Here is a 20,817-nt window from a genome sequence, read left to right on the forward strand (position 1 = left end):
CCGCCGGGCCGCGGTTCAGGCCCCCGCCGCGTCCTGGCCCGGCCGAGGCTCCCGTACCGCTTGAGTCTGGGTGGTCTGGCCGACGGCGTGGCCCTGCGCGTCGTACACCTCGGTCTGTACGACGACGTAGGACCGTCCGATGTGCAGAGGCCTGGCCACCGCCCGTGCGGCGCCCGAGCGCACCGGGCGAAAGAAGTTGGTCTTGGACTCGACCGTCGAAGTGGTCGTGCCCGGCGGCAGGTTGAGGAAGGCGCACACCGCTCCGGCCGTGTCCGCGAGGGTCATCAGGGCCCCGCCGTGCAGCGCCCCGCCGACCGTGCACAGATCGGCCGACCAGGGCAGGGCGGCGGTGGTGCGTCCGGCGGAGGCCTCGGACAGCTCGATACCCAGGCGCGCGGCGAAGGGGAGTGCGGCGAGGAGACCCGCGGGGCTCGTGTCGTGAGAGGGCCCGTCGTGGGGGCTCTTGTCGTGGGAGGTCATGGCGTCACGATGACGGCGGGCCGCGCGGGTGGCGATTACCTCCGAAGTAATCCGAGTGATCCGAAGTAATCGGTAGCAAGCGGCGCGGCCGGTGTCAGTGCCGCTGCCGGTGCCGCCGTCCGTGCCGTCCGTGCCGTCCGTGCCGCTGTCCGTGCCCCCGGTACCGGGTGAAGTTGGCATCGGGTGATGAGGTCGCCACCCATCTTTGTCCTCGCTGTGGAGAAAGTTGGCGTTGATTACTGCTCAACTTCTTCCCAGTCCCGGCAGCCGCTGCTACGTTCCCCTCGAAAGCCAGCAGATGCCGGACTACGGCGGGAGGGGCGGCGTGAGACGGATGACGGCTCGACCCGCGAACGCGCACCAGGCGCGACTGCTCCGCCTGCTGCGTGACGGCGGGCCGAACTCCCGTGCGCAGCTGGGCGATCAGATCGATCTCTCCCGGTCGAAGCTGGCCGTCGAGGTCGACCGGCTCCTCGAGACCGGCCTGGTCGTGGCCGACGGTCTCGCCGCCTCCCGCGGCGGCCGCCGTTCGCACAACATCCGCCTCGCGCCCGCCCTGCGCTTCCTCGGCGTGGACATCGGCGCGACCTCGGTCGACGTGGCCGTTACCAACGCCGAGCTCGAGGTGCTCGGCCATATCAACCAGCCCATGGACGTGCGCGAGGGGCCGGTCGCGGTCTTCGAGCAAGTCCTCGCCATGGCAGCCAAGTTGAAGGCCTCCGGACTCGCCGAGGGCTTCGACGGCTGCGGTGTCGGCGTACCGGGACCCGTCCGCTTCCCCGAGGGTGTCCCGGTCGCCCCGCCGATCATGCCCGGCTGGGACGGCTTCCCGGTGCGGGAGGCGCTCAGCCAGGACCTCGGCTGTCCGGTCATGGTCGACAACGACGTGAACCTGATGGCCATGGGGGAGCAGCACGCGGGGGTCGCCAACTCCGTGGCCGACTTCCTCTGCGTCAAGATCGGCACCGGTATCGGCTGCGGCATCGTCGTCGGCGGTGAGGTCTACCGCGGTACGACGGGAAGCGCCGGCGACATCGGCCATATCCAGGTGGAACCCGACGGGCGGCCCTGCGCCTGCGGCAACAAGGGCTGCCTGGAAGCCCACTTCAGCGGCGCGGCCCTGGCCCGTGACGCCGAGGAGGCCGCCACGCACGGACACTCGCAGGAGCTCGCGGCACGCCTCGAAGCGGCGGGCACGCTCAGCGCCGCCGATGTCGCCGCCGCGGCCGCCGCGGGCGACGCCACCGCTCTGGAGCTGATCCGCGAGGGCGGCAACCGTACCGGCCAGGTCATCGCGGGCCTGGTCAGCTTCTTCAACCCCGGCCTCGTGGTGATCGGCGGCGGTGTCACCGGCCTCGGCCACACCCTGCTCGCCGCCATCCGCACCCAGGTCTACCGCCAGTCGCTGCCCCTCGCGACCGGCAATCTCCCCATCGTCCTGGGCGAGTTGGGGCCCACCGCCGGTGTCATCGGCGGGGCCCGTCTGATCAGCGACCACCTGTTCTCACCGGCCTGAACCGCGCCGCCCGCACGAACCGGTACGACCTGCACCTGCACCTGCACCTTCAGCGCCACCGTGCCACCCGCGCCACCAGCACCCTCAGGTAACCCAGCACAGCGCTCAGCCCTGCCCTGCCCACGCAACGGCCGCACCGCACCCGCCGAGGGAATTCGTCATGGCACCTGAACCAGCACCTGAACCGGCACCTGAACCGGCACCTGAACCAGCACCCGGAACGGTATCCGACCGACCGCTGCCCGCCTCCTCCGGGCCGCCGCTCCTCACCATGTCCGGCATCACCAAGACCTTCCCCGGCGTCCGGGCACTCGACGGCGTGGATCTGTCGGTCCAGGCCGGTGAAGTGCACTGTCTGCTCGGGCAGAACGGCGCGGGCAAGTCCACCCTGATCAAGGTGCTCGCGGGCGCCCATCAGCCCGACGGCGGCGAGATCGGCTGGCGCGGCAGCAGTGTCACCCTGAAGTCCCCGATCGCCGCGATGCGCCTCGGCATCGCCACCATCTACCAGGAACTCGACCTGGTCGAGGGCCTTTCGGTGGCCGAGAACGTCTTTCTCGGACACGAGCCGACCAGCGCCGGATTCGTCGTACGGGGACGGGAAGCCAGGGCCAGGGCGGCCGCGCTCCTCAAGCGGCTCGGACACACCGAGGTCGACCCGGCGCGGCTCGTCGGTGAACTCTCCGCGGCGCAACAGCAGATCGTCTCCATGGCGCGGGCGCTCTCCCACGACGTACGCCTGATCGTCATGGACGAGCCGTCCGCGGCCCTCGACCCGGACGAGGTCGACAATCTCTTCCGGATCGTCGGCGATCTGACCGCCGACGGTGTCGCCGTCGTCTATATCTCGCACCGCCTGGAGGAGATCCGCCGTATCGGCGATCGGGTCACCGTCCTCAAGGACGGCCGCGCGGTCGCCGGCGGACTGCCCGCCAAGTCGACCCCGACACGCGAAGTCGTGGCGCTCATGACCGGCCGCAACGTCGAGTACGCCTTCCCCGACCGGCCAGGACCCGCCGGGGCAGCCGCCAAGGAGCCGCTCCTCAAGGTCCAAGGGCTCGCCAGGAAAGGCGAGTTCGAGCCGATCGACCTCGAAGTGCGGCCCGGCGAGATCGTCGGTCTCGCGGGGCTCGTCGGCTCCGGGCGCTCCGAGATCCTGGAGACGGTCTACGGGGCGCGTAAGCCGAGCGCCGGTCAAGTCCTCGTCGACGGACGGCCGTTGAAGCCCGGCAGTGTGCGCTCCGCCGTCCGCGCCGGGCTCGGGCTCGCTCCCGAGGAGCGCAAGGCGCAGGGCCTGCTGATGCTGGAGTCCGTCACCCGCAACGTCTCGGTCTCCTCCATGTCCCGCTTCTCGTACGGGGGTTGGCTCGACCGCGGCCAGGAGCACGCGGCCGCCCGCAAGGCCACCCGCGAGCTGTCCCTGCGGCCCGACAACCCCGCCGCCCTGATCCGCACCCTGTCCGGCGGCAACCAGCAGAAGGCGGTTCTCGCCCGCTGGCTGCTGCGCGGCTGTCGCGTTCTGCTCCTCGACGAGCCCACGCGCGGCGTGGACGTCGGCGCCCGCGCCGAGCTCTACGCCGTCATCCGGCGGCTCGCCGACGAAGGGCTCGGCGTGCTCCTCGTCTCCAGCGAAGTGCCCGAGGTCCTCGGTCTCGCCGACCGGGTGCTGGTCCTGCGCGAAGGCCGCGTCGTACACACCGCACCCGCCCGCGACCTCGACGAACACCGCGTACTCGACCTCGTCATGGAAGGGAGCCCGGCGTCATGACGCAGCCCGCATCGCCGGCGCAGCAGGACGGCCGGGGGGCCGAGGACACCCCGCCCGCCGCCCGGAAGACCGCAGCCGCCCCCGACGACCACGGCCGCCGCTGGCACGACCGGCTCTTCCGGGCCGATGTGCGCACCCTGTCGCTGATCGGCGTCCTCGTCGTCCTCGCCCTGATCGGTGGGTTCACCAAGCCCGACGAGTTCCTCGCCACCAGCAACGTCCAGCTGATCCTCACCCAGGCCTCGGTCATCGGCGTCGTCACCGTCGGCATGACCTTCGTCATCATCTCCGGCGGCATCGACCTGTCGGTGGGCGCGATCGTCGCGCTCGCCTCGGTGTGGGCGACGACCCTCGCCACACAGGAGTACGGCTTCGGGGGCATCCTCTTCACGGCCGTGGCCGTCGGCCTCGGCTGCGGGCTCGTCAACGGTGCGCTCATCGCGTACGGCGGCCTGGTGCCCTTCATCGCGACGCTCGCCATGCTGGCCGCCGGCCGCGGGCTCGCCCTGCAGATCACCGACGGTAAGACCCAAGTGGTCACCGACCAGAACGTGTTGGTGCTCGGCGAGCGCGACTCGTACGTCCTCGGCATCCCGCCGCTCGTCCTGGTCTTCGCCGTGGTCGTCGTCGTCGGCTGGCTGCTGCTCAACCGGACCACGTTCGGCCGCCGCTCCGTCGCCGTCGGCGGCAACGCCGAGGCCGCGCGGCTCGCCGGTATCGACGTACGCCGCCAGCGGCTCTACATCTACCTGCTGTCCGGACTGTGCTGCGGCATCGCCGCCTTCCTGCTGATCGTCCTGTCGGGCTCGGGCCAGAACACCAACGGCAACCTCTACGAACTCGACGCCATCGCCGCCGCGATCATCGGCGGCACGCTGCTCACCGGCGGCCGCGGCACCATCACGGGCTCCGTGCTCGGCGTACTGATCTTCATCACGATCCAGAACATCTTCGCGCTCAACAACCTGGAGAGCGCGACCCAGCAGATCGCCAAGGGCGCGATCATCGTCGCCGCCGTCCTCATCCAGCGCCGCACCGTACGCGAGTAGCGCCGCCTCGTACGGGAGTAGCGCCGCCTCGTACGGGAGTAGCGCCGCCTCGTACGGGAGTAGCGCCGCCCCTTTCTCCGTACGCCTGATGTCTCCGTACGCCTGAGAAGTACCTCTGAGAAGTGCCTCCAGTAGCGCCTCACTTGAAGGGTCCGCCATGCCTGAAAAGCCGAGTCTGCCAACGTCCACCAGTCGCAGAGGACTGCTCTTCGGAGCCGCCGCCGTGTCCACCGGCGCCCTGCTGACCGCCTGCACCAGCAACGAGCCCAAGGAGACCGGGAACGACCAGGCGGATGTGCCGGTCGCCGACGACAAGCCCGGCAAGAAGGTCACCATCGGCTTCGCCGGGCCCCAGGCCGACCACGGCTGGCTCAACGCGATCAACGTCAACGCCCGGGAACGCGCCAAGAAGTACAAGGACGTGACCCTGGAGATCACCGAGGGCTCCAACGACACCGCCGCGCAGATCGGCCAGATCGACACCCTGATCAACAAGAAGGTCGATGTCCTGGTCATCCTGCCCGCCGACGGCAAGGCCATGACCCAGGCGGGCCTGAAGGCGATGCGCGCCGGTATCCCCGTGGTCAACCTCGACCGGATCTTCGCCTCGCCGCAGGCCTACCGCTGCTGGATCGGCGGCGACAACTACGGCATGGGCCTCAACGCCGGGCACTACATCGGCGAGAAGCTCAAGGACAAGAAGAACGCCAAGGTCATCGAGCTCGCCGGGCTCGACAACCTGGAGCTGACCAAGCAGCGCACCGAGGGCTTCGACGCCGCCCTGAAGAACTACCCGAACATCAAGAAGGTGGCCCGCCAGGCCGCCGACTTCACCGTCGAGTCGGGACAGGCCAAGATGTCCCAGCTCCTGCAGGCGCAGAAGAGCTTCGACGCCCTGTGGAACCACGACGACGACCAGGGCGTGGGCGCCCTGCGCGCGATCAAGCAGGCCGGGCGCGATGACTTCCTGATGGTCGGCGGCGCCGGTGCCCTCTCCGCCTTCCAGGAGATCAAGGCCGGCAAGGGAGTGCTGCAGGCGACCGTGCTCTACCCGCCCACCATGGCGGCCTCCGCCATCGACCTGGCCCGCGCCCTCGGCCAGGGCAAGGGCGTCAGCGGCATGGCGGAGTTCGAGATCCCGTCCTCGCTCACTCTCTACTCGGCGGTCGTCACCAAGGACAACGTCGACGAGTACATGCCGACCGGGTTCAAGTGAGCCGCCAGGACACCGGGTTGGCATCTCCCGGCACCGGGTTGACACCCCCCACCGCCGTCGACGAGGAGGCATTGCCCATGCAGCAGGAGCAGCCCGCACCTGGTGTGCAGCCCGCAACCGGTGTGCAGCCCGAACCCGGTGTGCACCACGCACCCGGTGAGCAGCCCGCCCCCCAGGAGCGGCCGATCCTAGGCGTGGGCATGGTCGGCTACGCCTTCATGGGCGCCGCCCACTCCCAGGGCTGGCGCACCGCGGGCCGTGTCTTCGACCTGCCTCTGCGGCCGGCGATGGCGGCGGTCTGCGGCCGTGACGGCAGCGCGGTGCGGGCCGCCGCCGACCGGCTCGGCTGGGCCGCCGCCGAGACCGACTGGCGCACTCTCATCCGCCGCGACGATGTGCAGCTCGTCGACATCTGCACCCCGGGCGACAGTCATGCCGAGATCGCCATCGCCGCCCTGGACGCCGGCAAGCACGTGCTGTGCGAGAAGCCCCTGGCCAACTCGGTCGAGGAGGCCGAGGCGATGGCGGCGGCGGCCCGCCGGGCCCGGGCCCGCGGACAGCTCGCGATGGTCGGCTTCAACTACCGCCGCGTACCGGCCATGGCACTCGCCCGGCAGATGGTCGCCGACGGCCGGCTCGGCACGGTCCGGCACGTCCGTGTCACCTATCTGCAGGACTGGCTGGTCGACCCGGACTTCCCGCTGACCTGGCGCCTCGACCGGGCCCAGGCGGGCTCGGGGGCGCTCGGCGACCTCGGCGCGCACATCGTGGACCTCGCGCAGTACGTCGCGGGCGAACCGGTCGTCGGCGTCTCCGCGATGACGGAGACCTTCGTACGGGAGCGGCCGCTGCTGACCGGCGCCTCAGCGGGTCTCAGCGCAGCGGGAGGCGCGGGCAAGGGTCCGGTGACCGTCGACGACGCCGCCGTGTTCACCGCACGGCTCGCCTCCGGAGCCCTTGCCTCCTTCGAGGCCACCCGGTTCGCCGCCGGACGCAAGAACGCGCTGCGCCTCGAACTCAACGGCGAGAAGGGCTCGTTGGCCTTCGACCTGGAACGACTCAACGAACTCTCCTTCCACGACCACACGGAGCCGGCCGCCTCGTCCGGCTTCCGGCGCATCCTCGTCACCGAGGGCGATCACCCCTACCTGGAGGCCTGGTGGCCGCCGGGCCACGGCCTCGGCTACGAGCACACCTTCGTCCACCAGGCCCGCGACCTCGTGCACGCCATCGCCACCGGCACCGAGCCCGCACCGTCGTTCGCCGACGGACTGCAGGTGCAGCGGGTCCTCGCGGCGGTCGAGGAGAGCGCCGAGAAGAACTCCGCGTACACCCCCATACCGGCACTGGAGGCTCAGGACTGATGCCACGCACCTTTACGCTCTTCACCGGGCAGTGGGCCGATCTGCCGCTCGAAGAGGTCTGCCGGCTCGCCCGCGACTTCGGCTACGACGGCCTCGAACTCGCCTGCTGGGGTGATCACTTCGAGGTCGACAAGGCCCTCGCGGACCCCGGCTATCTGGCCGGCCGTCACCAGCTCCTCGACAAGTACGGCCTCAAATGCTGGGCCATCTCCAACCACCTGGTCGGCCAGGCCGTCTGTGACGCGATCATCGACGAGCGGCACCAGGCGATCCTGCCCGCCCGCATCTGGGGCGACGGGGACGCCGAGGGCGTACGGCAGCGGGCCGCCGCCGAGATCAAGGACACCGCCCGCGCGGCCGCCGCCTTCGGCGTGGACACCGTGATCGGCTTCACCGGCTCGGCGATCTGGCATCTGGTCGCGATGTTCCCGCCGGTCGTGCCGGGCATGATCGAGCGCGGCTACCAGGACTTCGCCGACCGCTGGAACCCGATCCTGGACGTCTTCGACGCGGAGGGCGTCCGGTTCGCGCACGAGGTCCACCCCAGCGAGATCGCGTATGACTACTGGTCGACGAAGGAAGCGCTTGCCGCCGTCGACCACCGGCCGGCCTTCGGCCTCAACTTCGACCCCAGCCATTTCGTCTGGCAGGACCTCGACCCGGTCGGCTTCCTCTACGACTTCCGCGACCGGATCTATCACGTGGACTGCAAGGAGGCCCGGCGCCGTCTCGACGGCCGCAACGGCCGCCTCGGTTCCCATCTGCCCTGGGGCGACCCGCGCCGCGGCTGGGACTTCGTCTCGGCCGGGCACGGCGATGTGCCCTGGGAGGACGTCTTCCGGATGCTCCGCTCGATCGGCTACGAAGGCCCGGTCTCGGTGGAGTGGGAGGACGCGGGCATGGACCGTCTCCAGGGCGCGCCCGAGGCGCTCGCCCGCCTGAAGGCCTTCGACTTCGAGCCCCCGACAACGTCCTTCGACGCGGCGTTCGGCGGCGGGGACTGAACCCCCCACTTTGTCCAGCGCGAGGAGAAAGCTGAACTCTCCTTCTGTGCAAGGGCTTTCCGTCAAGGACAAACGTAGCTACCTTCCCTGACGTGTACAGAACTTGAGCCCCTCCGGGGTGACGGCGCACCCCGGCGTCATGCACGCACGTGTCACGCACGCGCACCGCACGCGCACCACCCGGTCCACGAGCGCCGCGTGCGCGACACGTACCGCACGCCCTACGAGCACCCGCCAGGTACCACCGGCCCCACTCCGGAGGACATCCGTGCACAGAGAACGGCTCAGACTGCGCAAGACGCTCGCCCTGCTCACCGGTTCCCTGCTGACGGTGACGGCACTCGCCGTCGCCTCGCCGGCCGGCGCCGTACCGGACGCGCCCACGTCGGGGACGGCCCCCGTCGAGCGGAAGAGCGGCGCGGAGCAGCAGGCCGCCGACAGGAAGCAGGCCGCCGACAGGAAGCAGGCCGCCGACAAGAAGCAGGACGCCGACAAGAAGAAGCCCAAGGCGGAGGACTTCCAGCAGGTCACCCTCGCCAAGGGCGAGCCGGAGACGGGCGAGCCCATGACGCTCGCGGTGCTCCCGGACCGCTCCGTCCTGCACACCTCGCGCGACGGCACCCTGCGTCTGACCGACGCCACCGGCACCACCAAGGTCGCGGGCAAGATCCCGGTCTACTCGCACGACGAGGAAGGTCTGCAGGGCGTCGGCGTCGACCCGAACTTCGCGCAGAACAGAGCGATCTACCTCTACTACGCGCCGCCTCTGGAGACCCCCGCGGGCGATGCCCCCAACGAGGGCACGGCCGAGGACTTCGCGAAGTTCGACGGCGTGAACCGGCTCTCCCGCTTCGTCCTCAAGGAGGACGGCACCCTCGACACGGCCGCCGAGAAGAAGGTCCTGGACGTCCCCGCCAGCCGCGGTATCTGCTGTCACGTCGGCGGCGACATCGACTTCGACAAGGACGGCAACCTCTATCTGTCGACCGGCGACGACTCCAACCCCTTCGCCTCGGACGGCTTCACGCCCATCGACGAGCGCGCCAACCGCAACCCGGCGTACGACGCGCAGCGTTCCTCGGCCAACACCAATGACCTGCGCGGCAAGATCCTGCGCATCAAGGTCGCGGACGACGGCTCCTACACCGTCCCGGACGGCAACCTCTTCGCCAAGGGCACCGAGAAGACCCGCCCCGAGATCTACGCGATGGGCTTCCGCAACCCGTTCCGGATGAGCGTCGACAAGCCCACCGGCATCGTCTACGTCGGTGACTACGGCCCCGACTCCGGCACCGCCGACCCCAAGCGCGGCCCCGCAGGGCAGGTCGAGTTCGCCCGTGTCACCAAGCCCGGCAACTACGGCTGGCCGTACTGCACCGGCAAGAACGACGCGTACATCGACTACGACTTCGCCTCCGGAGCCTCCGGCTCCGCCTTCAACTGCGCGGCCCCGAAGAACGAGTCGCCGCACAACACCGGCCTGACCGATCTTCCGGCCGCGCAGGAAGCCTGGATTCCGTATGACGGCGGCAGCGTGCCGGAGTTCGGCAGCGGCTCCGAGTCCCCGATGGCGGGCCCGGTCTACCGCTACGACGCGAACTCCGACTCGCAGATCAAGTTCCCCGAGTCCTACGACGGCAACTTCTTCGCCGGCGAGTTCGGCCGCCGCTGGATCAAGCGCATCGCCCAGGGCACCGACGGCGCCGTGCAGTCCATCAACGCCTTCCCCTGGACCGGCACCCAGGTCATGGACATGGCCTTCGGACCCGACGGCGCCCTGTACGTCCTCGACTACGGCACCGGCTACTTCAACGGCGACGAGAACTCCGCCCTGTACCGCATAGAGAACGCCACGAACGGCCACTCACCGGTCGCCGAGGCCGGGGCCAGCGTCACCAGCGGCCAGGCCCCGCTGAAGGTCGACTTCACCGCCAAGGCGAGCGACGCCGACGGCGACCAGCTCACCTACGCCTGGGACTTCGGCGACGGCGCCACCTCCACCGAGCAGAACCCCTCGCACACATACGAGAAGAACGGTGTCTACGCCGCCACCGTGACCGTCAAGGACAAGACCGGCCGCACCGGTTCGGCCAGCGCCCATGTCACCGTCGGCAACACCGCGCCGACCGTGAAGCTCGAACTGCCCGGAGACGGCCAGCTGTTCACCTTCGGCGACAAGGTGCCCTTCAAGGTCACCGTGACCGACCCGGAGGACGGCACCATCGACTGCACCAAGGTCAAGGTCACCCATATCCTCGGCCATGACAGCCACGGCCACCCGGTGACCTCCGCCAACGGCTGCGAAGGCACCCTGCAGACCTCCGCGGACGGCGAGCACGACCCGAACGCCAATATCTTCGGGGTCTTCGACGCCGAGTACACCGACAAGGGCGCGAACGGCCAGCCCGCCCTGACCACCCACGACCAGAACGTCGTCCAGCCCAAGCACCGCCAGGGCGAGCACTACGACGGCTCACAGGGCGTCTCCGTCGTCAGTCACACCCCGGCACACGGCGGCAAGGCCGTCGGCGACATCAGCAACGGCGACTGGATCTCCTTCAAGCCGTACATCCTCGCGGGCGCCACCAAGCTCACCGCGCGCGTCGCCTCCGGCGGAGCCGGCGGCACCCTCGAAGTGCGGGCAGGGGCCGCCGACGGCAAGCTACTCGGCAGCGCCGAGGTCGACCCGACCGGCGGCTGGGAGACATACAAGGACGTGAGCGCCGAGCTCAGCGGCGCACCCGCCGAGTCCACGACGCTCTTCTTCGTCTTCAAGGGCGAGGGCACCGGAGCGCTCTTCGATCTCGACGACTTCACCTTCACCACTGGCTGAACCACGAGCAGAGAAAGGGAGTGACCGCCATGCGCACACGAGCCCGACTGCTCACCGCCACCGCGGCAGCGGCCCTGCTCATCGGCTGCGTATCCGGGCCGGCCGCGTCCACACCGGAATCGTCCGGGCCTGAATCGTCAGGGTCCGGATCGCCGGGGCCGGGGCCGGGGCCGGAGTCCAAGAAGCCCGGCAAGCCGGGCAAGGACGGCGAGAGCGTCCTGGTCTTCTCCAAGACCGCAGGCTTCCGGCACGACTCGATCCCCGAGGGCATCGCCACCGTCAAGGAACTCGGCGCGGCGAACGGCTTCACCGTCGACGCCACCGAGGACGCGAACGCCTTCACACCCGGCAACCTCGCCAAGTACGACGCCGTCGTCTGGCTGTCGACGACCGGCGACGTCCTGAACCCCGAACAGCAGACGGCCTTCGAGGAGTACATCAAGGCGGGCGGCGGCTACGTCGGTGTGCACGCCGCTGCCGACACCGAGTACGACTGGGCCTTCTACGGCGGCCTCGCGGGCGCCTACTTCCAGTCCCACCCGGCGATACAGCCCGCGAAGATCAACGTGGAGGACCACGCCCACGACGCCACCGCCCACCTGGGCCCGACCGCGACCTGGGACCGCACCGACGAGTGGTACAACTACCGCTCCAACCCCCGGGACCGGGCACGGGTCCTCGCCTCCCTCGACGAGTCCTCGTACACCGGCGGCTCGATGAGCGGTGACCATCCGATCGCCTGGTGCCAGGAGTACGAGGGCGGCCGGTCGTTCTACACCGGCGGCGGCCACACCAAGGAGTCGTACGCCGAACCCGCCTTCAAACGGCATCTGCTGGGCGGCATCCGCTATGCCGCCGGCGCCGCGAACGCCGACTGCCGCCCCGAGCAGGGCTACACCTCACTGTTCGACGGCACGTCGGTGGAGGGCTGGAAGCAGGCGGGCCCCGGCTCCTTCGAGCTGAAGGACGGCACGCTCACCACCGTCGGCGGCATGGGCATGCTCTGGTACGAGGCCAAGGAGTTCGGCTCGTACTCCCTGAAGCTCGACTGGAAGATGGCCGGGGACGACAACTCCGGGATCTTCATCGGCTTCCCGCCGTCCGACGACCCCTGGTCCGCGGTGAACAACGGCTACGAGATCCAGATCGACGCCACGGACGTATCCGAGAAGACCACGGGCTCGGTGTACGGCTTCCAGTCCGCCGACATCGCCGCCCGCGACAAGGCGCTCAACCCGCCGGGGGAGTGGAACACCTACGAACTCCGGGTCGAGGGCGAGCGGCTGCAGATCTGGCTGAACGGCGTGAAGGTCAACGACTTCACGAACACCGATCCGGCCCGCAGCCTGGTCCAGGGACATATCGGCATCCAGAACCACGGTGACGGTGACGACGTGTCCTTCCGCAATATCCGGATCAAGGACCTGGCCGCGGCCCCTTAGGCGGCTCGGGGGAAGTCCGGTGCGGTCGTGGTGCCCGGCGCGAACAGCCACGACGCACCCGCACGTGTCGTACCCCCGCAGGTGTCGTACCGGACTTCCCGCGGAGCGCTCAGGCGCCCGGCGGCCACGGTCCCCCACGGGCCGTGGCCCGGGCCACCGAACGGCGGCGGGCGAGGGACGCCGGACCCCCGCCCGCCGTCTCCACCCATCCAGAGGAGGCTGTGCCCGTGTCCCCTTCGCCCACTCCTGCCGCTTCTGCTTCTGCCGGACCTGGTGCTTCCGGCGGTTCTGCCGGACCTGCTGCTTCTGGCGGTTCTGCCAGTCCTGGCAGTTCCGGCAGTCCTGCCGCTTCTGCCAGTCCTGGCAGTTCCGGCAGTCCTGCCGCCGCTGTTCCTCCTCCTCTGCCTCCGGCTCTTCCTCTTCCTCTTCCTCTTCCTCTTCCTCCTCTTGGTGTCTGGCTGATCGGTGCGCGTGGCTCCGTGGCCACCACGGCGGTCGCGGGGTGTGCGGCGGTGGCCGCGGGGCTCCATCCGGCGACCGGGATGGTGACGGAGACGCCGCCCTTCGCCGCGGCCGGTCTGCCGCCCCTCGCCTCCTTGGTCTTCGGCGGCCACGACACGATGGAGTGCCCGCTGCCCAAACGGGCCGAGCAGCTGGCCGCGGGCGGTGTGCTCCCGCACGGTCTGCCGTCGGCGGTACGGGCCGAACTGGCCGCAGCCGACGCCGAGATCAGGCCGGGCGGCCCGCTGCACGGCGACACCCGGGACGACGAGGAACTGATCGCCGCCTTCGCCGCCGACATCGAGGACTTCGTACGCCGAGGGGGCCTCGGCCGTGCTGTCGTGGTGAACGTCGCCTCGACGGAGCCGGTTTGCGACGCGGGCGCGGCGCGGCTGCCGGCGAGCTCCCTGTATGCGGCAGCGGCCCTGCGCGCCGGCTGTCCGTATGTGAACTTCACCCCCTCAACAGGCCTGCACCACCCGGCACTTCGCGATGCGGCCGCCGCCGCGGGGGTGCCCTGCGCGGGCCGTGACGGCAAGACAGGACAGACCCTCCTTCGCTCCGTCCTCGCCCCGATGTTCCTGCAGCGGGCCCTGGACGTCCGCGCCTGGTCCGGTACGAATCTCCTGGGCGGCGGCGATGGCGCGGCGCTCGCCGACCCGGCCGCCGCGGCCGCGAAGAACGCGGGCAAGGAACGGGTGCTCGCGGATGTACTCGGCGCGGCCCCGCAGGGCGAGGTGCATATCGACGACGTACCGGCACTCGGCGACTGGAAGACCGCCTGGGACCACATCGCCTTCGACGGCTTCCTCGGCTCCCGCATGGTCCTGCAGACCATCTGGCAGGGCTGTGACTCCGCCCTCGCGGCGCCCCTGATCCTCGACCTGGCCCGCCTGCTCGCCCGCGCGGCCGAAGCCGGACTGACGGGACCGGTCGGCGAGTTGGGCTTCTACTTCAAGGACCCGGACGCCGGCTCCTCATCGCTGGCCGACCAGTACGGAGCCTTGCTGGGCCTCGCGGAGCGGCTGCGGGGGGAGCAGCGGTGAGGCGGGGAGCGGTGACGGCATTGGCGCGGGTTGCGCGGGTTGCGCGGGGTGGAGTGGGAGCGCTGGGGATGTTGGGGGCGTCGGAGGCGTCGGAGGCGTCGGGAGCCCCGGGAGCCCCGGGAGCCACGGGAGCCCCGGGAGTCCCGGGGACGGGGCTCGGCCGTCCCGCCGACTGGGCCGAACTCCTCCGTATATCCGCCCTGTTCACCGTGCCGGGCGACGCTCTCGCCGGGGCGGCGGCCGTCGGCCTGCACCCCAACCGGCGCACCCTCACCGCCTTGTGCGCCTCACTGTGCCTCTACGAGGCGGGCATGGCGCTAAACGACTGGGCCGACCGCGAGGAGGACGCCGTCGAACGCCCGCACCGCCCGCTGCCCTCCGGCCGCATCGCCCCGGCCGCCGCCCTCACCGCGGCCGGCGCGCTGACCGTGGCCGGCCTGGGCCTCGCCGCCCGCGCGGGCCGCCCCGCCCTCACCGCCGCGACGGCACTCGCGGGCACCGTCTGGGCCTACGACCTGCACCTGAAACACACCCCCGCGGGCCCAGCGGCCATGGCGACCGCCCGCGGCCTGGACCTCCTGCTGGGTGCTACGGCGACTTGGGGGCCGGGGAGCCGGAACCGGAGCCGGAACTGGAACTGGAACCGCGGTTCGGCGCGAGGGGCGGGTCCGGTCACGGGCGTCCGTGCCGCGCTGCCCGCCTCGGCGCTGCTCGCCGCGCACACCCTCGCGGTCACCGCCGTCTCCCGCCGCGAAGCCCAGGGCGGCTCATCGGCGATACCCCTCGGAGCCCTCGCGGCGACGGTGGTGCTGGGGGCGGTGGTCGGGCGCGGGCCCGAGCGCGGGCCTGCGGCCGCCCTTGGCCTGCCGGCCGCGCTCACCGCGCACCGGAGCGCCCCTCAGCTCCTCGGCGCCGCCTACATCGCCACCGCCGCCCGCCCCCTGCTGCACGCCGCGCTCAACCCGTCCCCCCAGCTGACCCAGCGCGCCGTCGGCGGCGGTATCCGCGCGATGATCCCCCTGCAGGCCGCACTCGCCGCCCGTGCCGGATCCCTCGGCACGGCCCTGGCCACGGCGGCCCTCGCCCCGCTGGCCCGCCGCCTCGCCCGGAAGGTGAGCGCCACATGAGCCGGGCCCCCGCCGGATCCCGTGCACCGGCCGACAACGTTGCCGTGAACGTCCCCGACACCCCCGCGAGAAGGACGCCCGCCCCATGACCCTCCGCTTCGGCTACGGCACCAACGGGCTCACCGACCTGCGCCTCGACGATGCTTTGACCCTCCTCGCCGACCTCGGCTACGACGGCGTGGGGCTGACCCTCGACCATATGCATCTGGACCCGATGGCCCCGGACCTGACCGCACGGACCCGCCGCGTGGGACGGCGGCTCGAACAGCTCGGCCTCGGCGTCACCATCGAGACCGGCGCCCGCTACGTCCTCGACCCGCGCCGCAAACACGGCCCCTCCCTCCTGGACCCCGACCCCGACCAGCGCGCAGCCCGGGTCCGGCTGCTGCTCCGTGCCATCCAGGTCGCCGCCGACCTGGGCGCCCATGCCGTGCACTGCTTCAGCGGCATCACCCCTGACGGCACCTCCGAAGACCTCGCCTGGAAGCGCCTCGCCGACGCGCTCATCCCCGTTGTCGACGCCGCCACCGGCGCCGGTATCCCGCTGGCCGTCGAACCCGAACCCGGCCACCTCCTCTCCTGCCTCGATGACTTCCACCGCCTGCGCACCGACCTGGGTGCCCCCGACGCCCTCGGCCTCACTCTCGACATCGGCCACTGCCAGTGCCTCGAACCCGCCTCACCCGCCGACTGCGTGACCGCCGCCGCCCCATGGCTGCGCCACGTCCAGATCGAGGACATGCGCCGCGGCGTCCATGAACACCTCCCCTTCGGTGACGGCGAGATCGACTTCCCGCCCGTCCTCGACGCCCTGGCCGCCACCGGCTACCAGGGCCTGACCGTCGTCGAACTGCCCCGCCACTCCCACGCGGGCCCCCAACTCGCCGAGCAATCCCTGTCGTTCCTGCACACAGCGCTCACAGCGCTCACAGCGCAGACAGCGCACACAGCGCACACAGCGCACACAGCGCAGACAGCGCACACAGCCCGCGGGCCACGCGGACCGGTCGGAGCCCCAGCAGCACGCGGATCGAGCGGTGCCCCCGCAGCGGAACAAGGAGGAATCCCGTGACCGACGGCATCGCGCCCCTCCGCGCCCGGCTCGACTCCGCCCTGGACGGCGCCACCCGCGCCTGGCTCGACCAGGCCCTCGCGGAAGCCTCGGCCCACGCCGCTGGGAGTCCCGACGAAGACCCTGCGGCCGCGGCCGCGGCAGTGGCCGTATGGGAGTTGAGGTTCGCCGAGGCGGGCCGCCGCTGTGGGGCGGAGCTCGCCGACGACGCCCGGGTGCTGCTTCTGCACACCGCCGATGCCGGTCTCCCCGACCTCACCCGCCTCTACCAGCAGGGCACCGCAGCCGAACGCCGTGCCGTCCTCCTCTCACTGCCCCATCTCGTCGTCGGACCGCAGGCACTGCCCCTGACCGAGGACGCGCTGCGCACCAATGACACCCGCCTCGTCGCCGCGGCCGTCGGCCCCTACGCCGCCGAACACCTCGACGCGCACCAGTGGCGGCACGCCGTCCTCAAGTGCCTGTTCACCGGCGTCCCGGTCGACGCCGTCGCAGCCCTGCCGCAGCGGGCCCGCGGCGACGGCGAACTCGCCCGCATGCTCGGCGACTACGCCGGTGAGCGCACCGCGGCCGGCCGTCCCGTCCCCGGCGATCTGCACCGCGTCCTGGCCCTCACCACCCCGACCGCCGAACCCGCCGATCCGGCCCCACCCACCGAGCGGGCCGAACCCACCGAGCCAGCCGTGTCCCCCGTGTCCGAAGAGGACGTGTCCCGCAAGGAGTTCTGATGCGCATCTTCGATCCGCACATCCATATGACCTCGCGGACCACCGACGACTACGAGGCGATGTATGCCGCGGGAGTGCGGGCCGTGGTCGAACCCGCCTTCTGGCTCGGCCAGCCCCGCACCTCGCCCGCCTCGTTCTACGACTACTTCGACGGACTCCTGGGCTGGGAGCCCTTCCGCGCCGCCCAGTACGGCATCGCCCACCACTGCACCATCGCGCTCAATCCCAAAGAGGCCAACGACCCCCGCTGCACCCCCGTCCTGGACCAACTGCCGCGCTATCTGGTCAAGGACAACGTCGTCGCCGTCGGCGAGATCGGCTACGACTCCATGACCGAGGCCGAGGACACCGCTCTGGCCGCCCAGCTCCAGCTCGCCTCCGACCACACCCTGCCGGCCCTTGTGCACACCCCGCACCGCGACAAACTCGCCGGCCTGCGCCGCACCCTCGACGCCGTCCGCGAATCCGCTCTGCCCGAAGACCGGGTGCTGCTCGACCATCTCAACGAGACCACCGTGAAGGAGGCCAAGGACGCCGGCTGCTGGCTGGGCTTCTCCGTCTATCCCGACACCAAGATGGACGAGGACCGCATGGTCGCGATCCTGCAGACCTACGGCCCCGACAAGGTCCTGGTCAACTCGGCGGCGGACTGGGGCAAGAGCGATCCGCTCAAGACCCGCAAGGTCGCCGAGGCGATGCTGCAGGCAGGGTTCACCGACGATGACGTGGACCTGGTGCTGTGGCGTAACCCGGTGGCCTTCTACGGGCTGAGCGGCCGCCTGTCCCTGGACGTGGCGGGCACGGATGCCACCCACGAGGGGAACTCCATCCTGCGCGGAGGCGAATGAGCGATGCGCTTCCGGCATCCGGACGGCTCGACCGTCCACCTCGCGTACTGCACCAACGTCCACCCCGCCGAGACCCTCGACGGCGTCCTCGCGCAGCTGCGCGACCACTGCGAGCCGGTGCGCCGCCGTCTGGGCCGCGACCGCCTCGGTATCGGCCTGTGGCTGGCCAGGGATGCCGCCCGCGCCCTGATCTCCGACCCGGCCTCGCTGCGCGGCCTGCGCGCCGAACTCGACCGCCGCGGCCTGGAAGTCGTCACCCTCAACGGCTTCCCCTACGAAGGCTTCGGCGCCCAAGAGGTCAAATACCGCGTCTACAAACCCGACTGGACCGATCCGGCGCGCCTCACTCACACCACCGACCTCGCCCGACTGCTCACCGCCCTCCTCCCGGACGACGTCACCGAAGGCAGCATCTCCACCCTGCCCCTCGCCTGGCGCACCGGATTCGACGAGCGCCGCGCGCAGGAGGCCCGCACCGCCCTGGTCACCCTCGCCGAACGCCTCGACGCCCTCGAAGACCTCACCGGCCGCTCCATCCGTATCGGCCTCGAACCCGAACCCGGCTGCGTCATCGAGACCACCGCCGACGCCATCGCCCCGCTCACCGCGATCCGCGAGCACACCACCAGGCCGCACTCCGCGCATCCCGGCACACGCTCGACGAACGCGGGTACGCGCTCCACGGACACCGGTACGCGCTCGACGGACATCAGCACGCGCCCCACGGACACCGGCACGCGCTCCACGGACACCGGCACGCGTCCCGCGCACTCCGGCACACAGGGCACAGCCACGGGCACCGGCACTCTCACCCCCACCGGCCGCATCGGCATCTGCGTGGACACCTGTCATCTCGCCACCTCCTTCGAAGATCCGCACACCGCACTCGACGCCCTGGGCTCGGCCGGTATCGCCATCCCCAAGGTCCAGCTCTCCGCCGCCCTGCATGCCGAGCAGCCACAACTGACGGAAGTACGCCAGGCCTTGGAGGCCTTCGACGAGCCCCGCTTCCTGCACCAGACCCGCACCCGCAACGGCTCCGGCCTGCACGGCACCGACGACCTCGGTGCCGCACTGACGGGAGGCAGCCTCCCGGACACGACGCCCTGGCGGGCCCACTTCCACGTCCCGCTGCACGCCGCTCCCGCCGCGCCGCTCGCCTCCACCCTGGAGGTGCTGCGCGGGACCCTGGCCCGCCTGGTCGGCGGCCCGCACCCCCGCACCCGCCATCTCGAGGTCGAGACCTACACCTGGCAGGCCCTTCCCGCCGAGCTGCGCCCGCGCGGACGCGGCCAGCTGGCCGACGGCATCGCCGCCGAACTCACCCTCGCCCGCGACCTCCTCGTCGACCTCGGCCTGAAGGAACTCCCATGACCCCTGCCTCTCCCGCGACACCGACTCCGCTGCTGGTGCTGGATGTTGTCGGCCTCACCCCCCGGCTCCTCGACCACATGCCCCGCCTCAAGACCCTTGCCGGTTCCGGCTCCCAGGCCGAGCTCGGCACCGTCCTGCCCGCCGTCACCTGTGCCGCCCAGTCGACCTTCCTGACCGGAGCGCCCCCGGCCGAACACGGCATCGTCGGCAACGGCTGGTACTTCCGGGAACTGGGCGAAGTCCTGCTGTGGCGCCAGCACAACGGGCTCGTCGCCGGCGACAAACTCTGGGACGCCGCCCGGCGTGCGCACCCCGGCTACACGGTCGCCAATATCTGCTGGTGGTACGCCATGGGCGCCGACACCGACATCACCGTCACCCCCCGTCCCGTCTACTACGCCGACGGCCGCAAGGAACCCGACTGCTACACCCGGCCCCCGGCCCTGCACGATCAACTCACCGAAAAACTCGGTACGTTCCCCCTGTTCCACTTCTGGGGTCCGGGCGCCGACCTCGTCTCCTCCCAGTGGATCATCGACGCGACCCGGCACATCCTCGATGCCCACCATCCCGATCTGGCCCTGGCCTACCTCCCCCATCTCGACTACGACCTGCAGCGCTACGGCCCCGACGACCCGCGCTCCCTGCAAGCGGCCACTGATCTCGATACGGCCCTCGCTCCGCTCCTGGACGACGCCCGCCGCGAGGGCCGCACCGTCGTCGCGCTGTCCGAGTACGGCATCACCAAGGTCAGCCGGAGCGTCGACATCAACCGGGCCCTGCGCCGGGCGGGGCTGCTCGAGGTCCACACCCAGGACGGCATGGAATACCTCGATGCGATGACCTCCCGCGCCTTCGCCGTCGCCGACCACCAGCTCGCCCATATCTACATCCGCCGCCCCGAAGACCTCGACTCCGCTCGTGAGGCACTGACCGGCCTGGCGGGGATCGAGCAACTCCTGGACGACGAGGGCAAGAAGGCCCACGGCCTGGACCATCCGCGCTCCGGCGAACTCGTCGCCGTCGCCGAGCCGGACGCGTGGTTCACGTACTACTACTGGCTCGACGACACCCTGGCCCCCGACTTCGCGCAGCTCGTGGAGATCCACCGCAAGCCCGGCTACGACCCGGTCGAGCTGTTCATGGACCCGCTCGATCCCTACGTGAAGCTCAAGGCAGCCAAGGCACTGGCCCGCAAGAAACTCGGCATGCGCTACCGCATGGCGGTGGTGCCCCTGGATCCCTCACCTATTCGCGGCAGCCATGGCCGCCTCCCCGATGACCCGAACGACGGTCCGCTCATCCTGTGCTCCACCCCCCGCGCCTTCACCGGCCCCGTCCGGGCCACCGATGTGAAATCCCTGCTGCTCCAACTCGCGGGCCTGCAAGCCCGACCCGCTGAAGACAACTGAACCAGACACCACTGACAACGCTCTGTGACCACGAGGA

15 protein-coding genes and 2 pseudogenes are annotated in these 20,817 nt (G+C 70.9%); 16 read left to right on the forward strand and 1 reads right to left on the reverse strand.

Translation table 11 applies throughout. The features are described 5' to 3' along the window. Positions 1 to 15: 15 nt before the first annotated feature. Positions 16 to 480 carry a PaaI family thioesterase gene (locus ACFQVC_RS04020; protein WP_381826440.1) on the reverse strand — a complete coding sequence of 155 codons (465 nt, stop codon included), beginning with the start codon at positions 478 to 480 and terminating at the stop codon, positions 16 to 18. A gap of 334 nt (positions 481 to 814) precedes the next feature. On the opposite strand from ACFQVC_RS04020, the gene ACFQVC_RS04025 reads away from it, so the two are divergent. The 16 genes and pseudogenes from ACFQVC_RS04025 (at position 815) to ACFQVC_RS04100 (ending at position 20,780) form a co-directional block, all read left to right on the forward strand. After that, positions 815 to 1,996, forward strand: coding sequence for an ROK family transcriptional regulator (locus ACFQVC_RS04025; protein ID WP_381826442.1), 1,182 nt, complete (start codon positions 815 to 817; stop codon positions 1,994 to 1,996). A gap of 271 nt (positions 1,997 to 2,267) precedes the next feature. After that, positions 2,268 to 3,764, forward strand: coding sequence for a sugar ABC transporter ATP-binding protein (locus ACFQVC_RS04030; protein WP_381826444.1), 1,497 nt, complete (start codon positions 2,268 to 2,270; stop codon positions 3,762 to 3,764). Beyond that, on the forward strand, positions 3,761 to 4,813 hold the full coding sequence (locus tag ACFQVC_RS04035) for an ABC transporter permease (RefSeq protein WP_381826446.1): 1,053 nt from the start codon (positions 3,761 to 3,763) through the stop codon (positions 4,811 to 4,813). The genes ACFQVC_RS04030 and ACFQVC_RS04035 overlap by 4 nt, the downstream gene beginning before the upstream one ends. Positions 4,814 to 4,988: 175 nt before the next feature. Then, positions 4,989 to 6,029 (forward strand): substrate-binding domain-containing protein, encoded by a 1,041-nt coding sequence (locus ACFQVC_RS04040; RefSeq protein ID WP_381827098.1) that lies wholly within the window; start codon positions 4,989 to 4,991, stop codon positions 6,027 to 6,029. Between the two features lie 200 nt (positions 6,030 to 6,229). Beyond that, positions 6,230 to 7,393, forward strand: coding sequence for a Gfo/Idh/MocA family protein (locus tag ACFQVC_RS04045; protein ID WP_381827100.1), 1,164 nt, complete (start codon positions 6,230 to 6,232; stop codon positions 7,391 to 7,393). Beyond that, positions 7,393 to 8,397: a sugar phosphate isomerase/epimerase family protein gene (locus ACFQVC_RS04050; RefSeq protein WP_381826448.1), complete on the forward strand. Its 1,005-nt coding sequence runs from the start codon at positions 7,393 to 7,395 to the stop codon at positions 8,395 to 8,397. The genes ACFQVC_RS04045 and ACFQVC_RS04050 overlap by 1 nt, the downstream gene beginning before the upstream one ends. Positions 8,398 to 8,665: 268 nt before the next feature. After that, positions 8,666 to 11,230, forward strand: coding sequence for a PQQ-dependent sugar dehydrogenase (locus ACFQVC_RS04055; protein WP_381826450.1), 2,565 nt, complete (start codon positions 8,666 to 8,668; stop codon positions 11,228 to 11,230). A gap of 29 nt (positions 11,231 to 11,259) precedes the next feature. Further along, positions 11,260 to 12,672 (forward strand): ThuA domain-containing protein, encoded by a 1,413-nt coding sequence (locus ACFQVC_RS04060; protein WP_381826452.1) that lies wholly within the window; start codon positions 11,260 to 11,262, stop codon positions 12,670 to 12,672. Positions 12,673 to 13,073: 401 nt separating this feature from the next. Beyond that, on the forward strand, positions 13,074 to 14,219 hold the full coding sequence (locus ACFQVC_RS04065) for an inositol-3-phosphate synthase (RefSeq protein ID WP_381827102.1): 1,146 nt from the start codon (positions 13,074 to 13,076) through the stop codon (positions 14,217 to 14,219). Positions 14,220 to 14,287: 68 nt separating this feature from the next. After that, positions 14,288 to 15,346 (forward strand): SCO3242 family prenyltransferase, encoded by a 1,059-nt coding sequence (locus ACFQVC_RS04070; protein WP_381826454.1) that lies wholly within the window; start codon positions 14,288 to 14,290, stop codon positions 15,344 to 15,346. 85 nt (positions 15,347 to 15,431) lie between these two features. Further along, entirely contained in the window at positions 15,432 to 16,418 is a 987-nt protein-coding gene (locus ACFQVC_RS04075) for a sugar phosphate isomerase/epimerase family protein (protein ID WP_381826456.1), read from the forward strand. Continuing rightward, positions 16,415 to 17,146, forward strand: coding sequence for an EboA domain-containing protein (locus tag ACFQVC_RS04080; RefSeq protein ID WP_381826458.1), 732 nt, complete (start codon positions 16,415 to 16,417; stop codon positions 17,144 to 17,146). The genes ACFQVC_RS04075 and ACFQVC_RS04080 overlap by 4 nt, the downstream gene beginning before the upstream one ends. After that, complete coding sequence (locus tag ACFQVC_RS04085; RefSeq protein WP_381826460.1) at positions 17,146 to 17,994, forward strand: TatD family hydrolase; 849 nt, start codon at positions 17,146 to 17,148, stop codon at positions 17,992 to 17,994. Before ACFQVC_RS04080 ends, ACFQVC_RS04085 begins: the two co-directional genes overlap by 1 nt. Before the next feature lie 3 nt (positions 17,995 to 17,997). Then, a pseudogene (locus ACFQVC_RS04090) lies at positions 17,998 to 18,597 on the forward strand (metabolite traffic protein EboE); the annotation flags it as partial. 141 nt (positions 18,598 to 18,738) lie between these two features. Continuing rightward, positions 18,739 to 19,368 (forward strand): annotated as a pseudogene (locus ACFQVC_RS04095) (metabolite traffic protein EboE); the annotation flags it as partial. Continuing rightward, entirely contained in the window at positions 19,365 to 20,780 is a 1,416-nt protein-coding gene (locus ACFQVC_RS04100; RefSeq protein WP_381826462.1) for an alkaline phosphatase family protein, read from the forward strand. The pseudogene ACFQVC_RS04095 and the gene ACFQVC_RS04100, both read left to right, overlap by 4 nt. The last annotated feature ends 37 nt before the right edge of the window (positions 20,781 to 20,817 follow it).

This window comes from Streptomyces monticola (genome assembly GCF_042665355.1).
In the GTDB taxonomy this organism is placed as follows: domain Bacteria; phylum Actinomycetota; class Actinomycetes; order Streptomycetales; family Streptomycetaceae; genus Streptomyces; species Streptomyces monticola.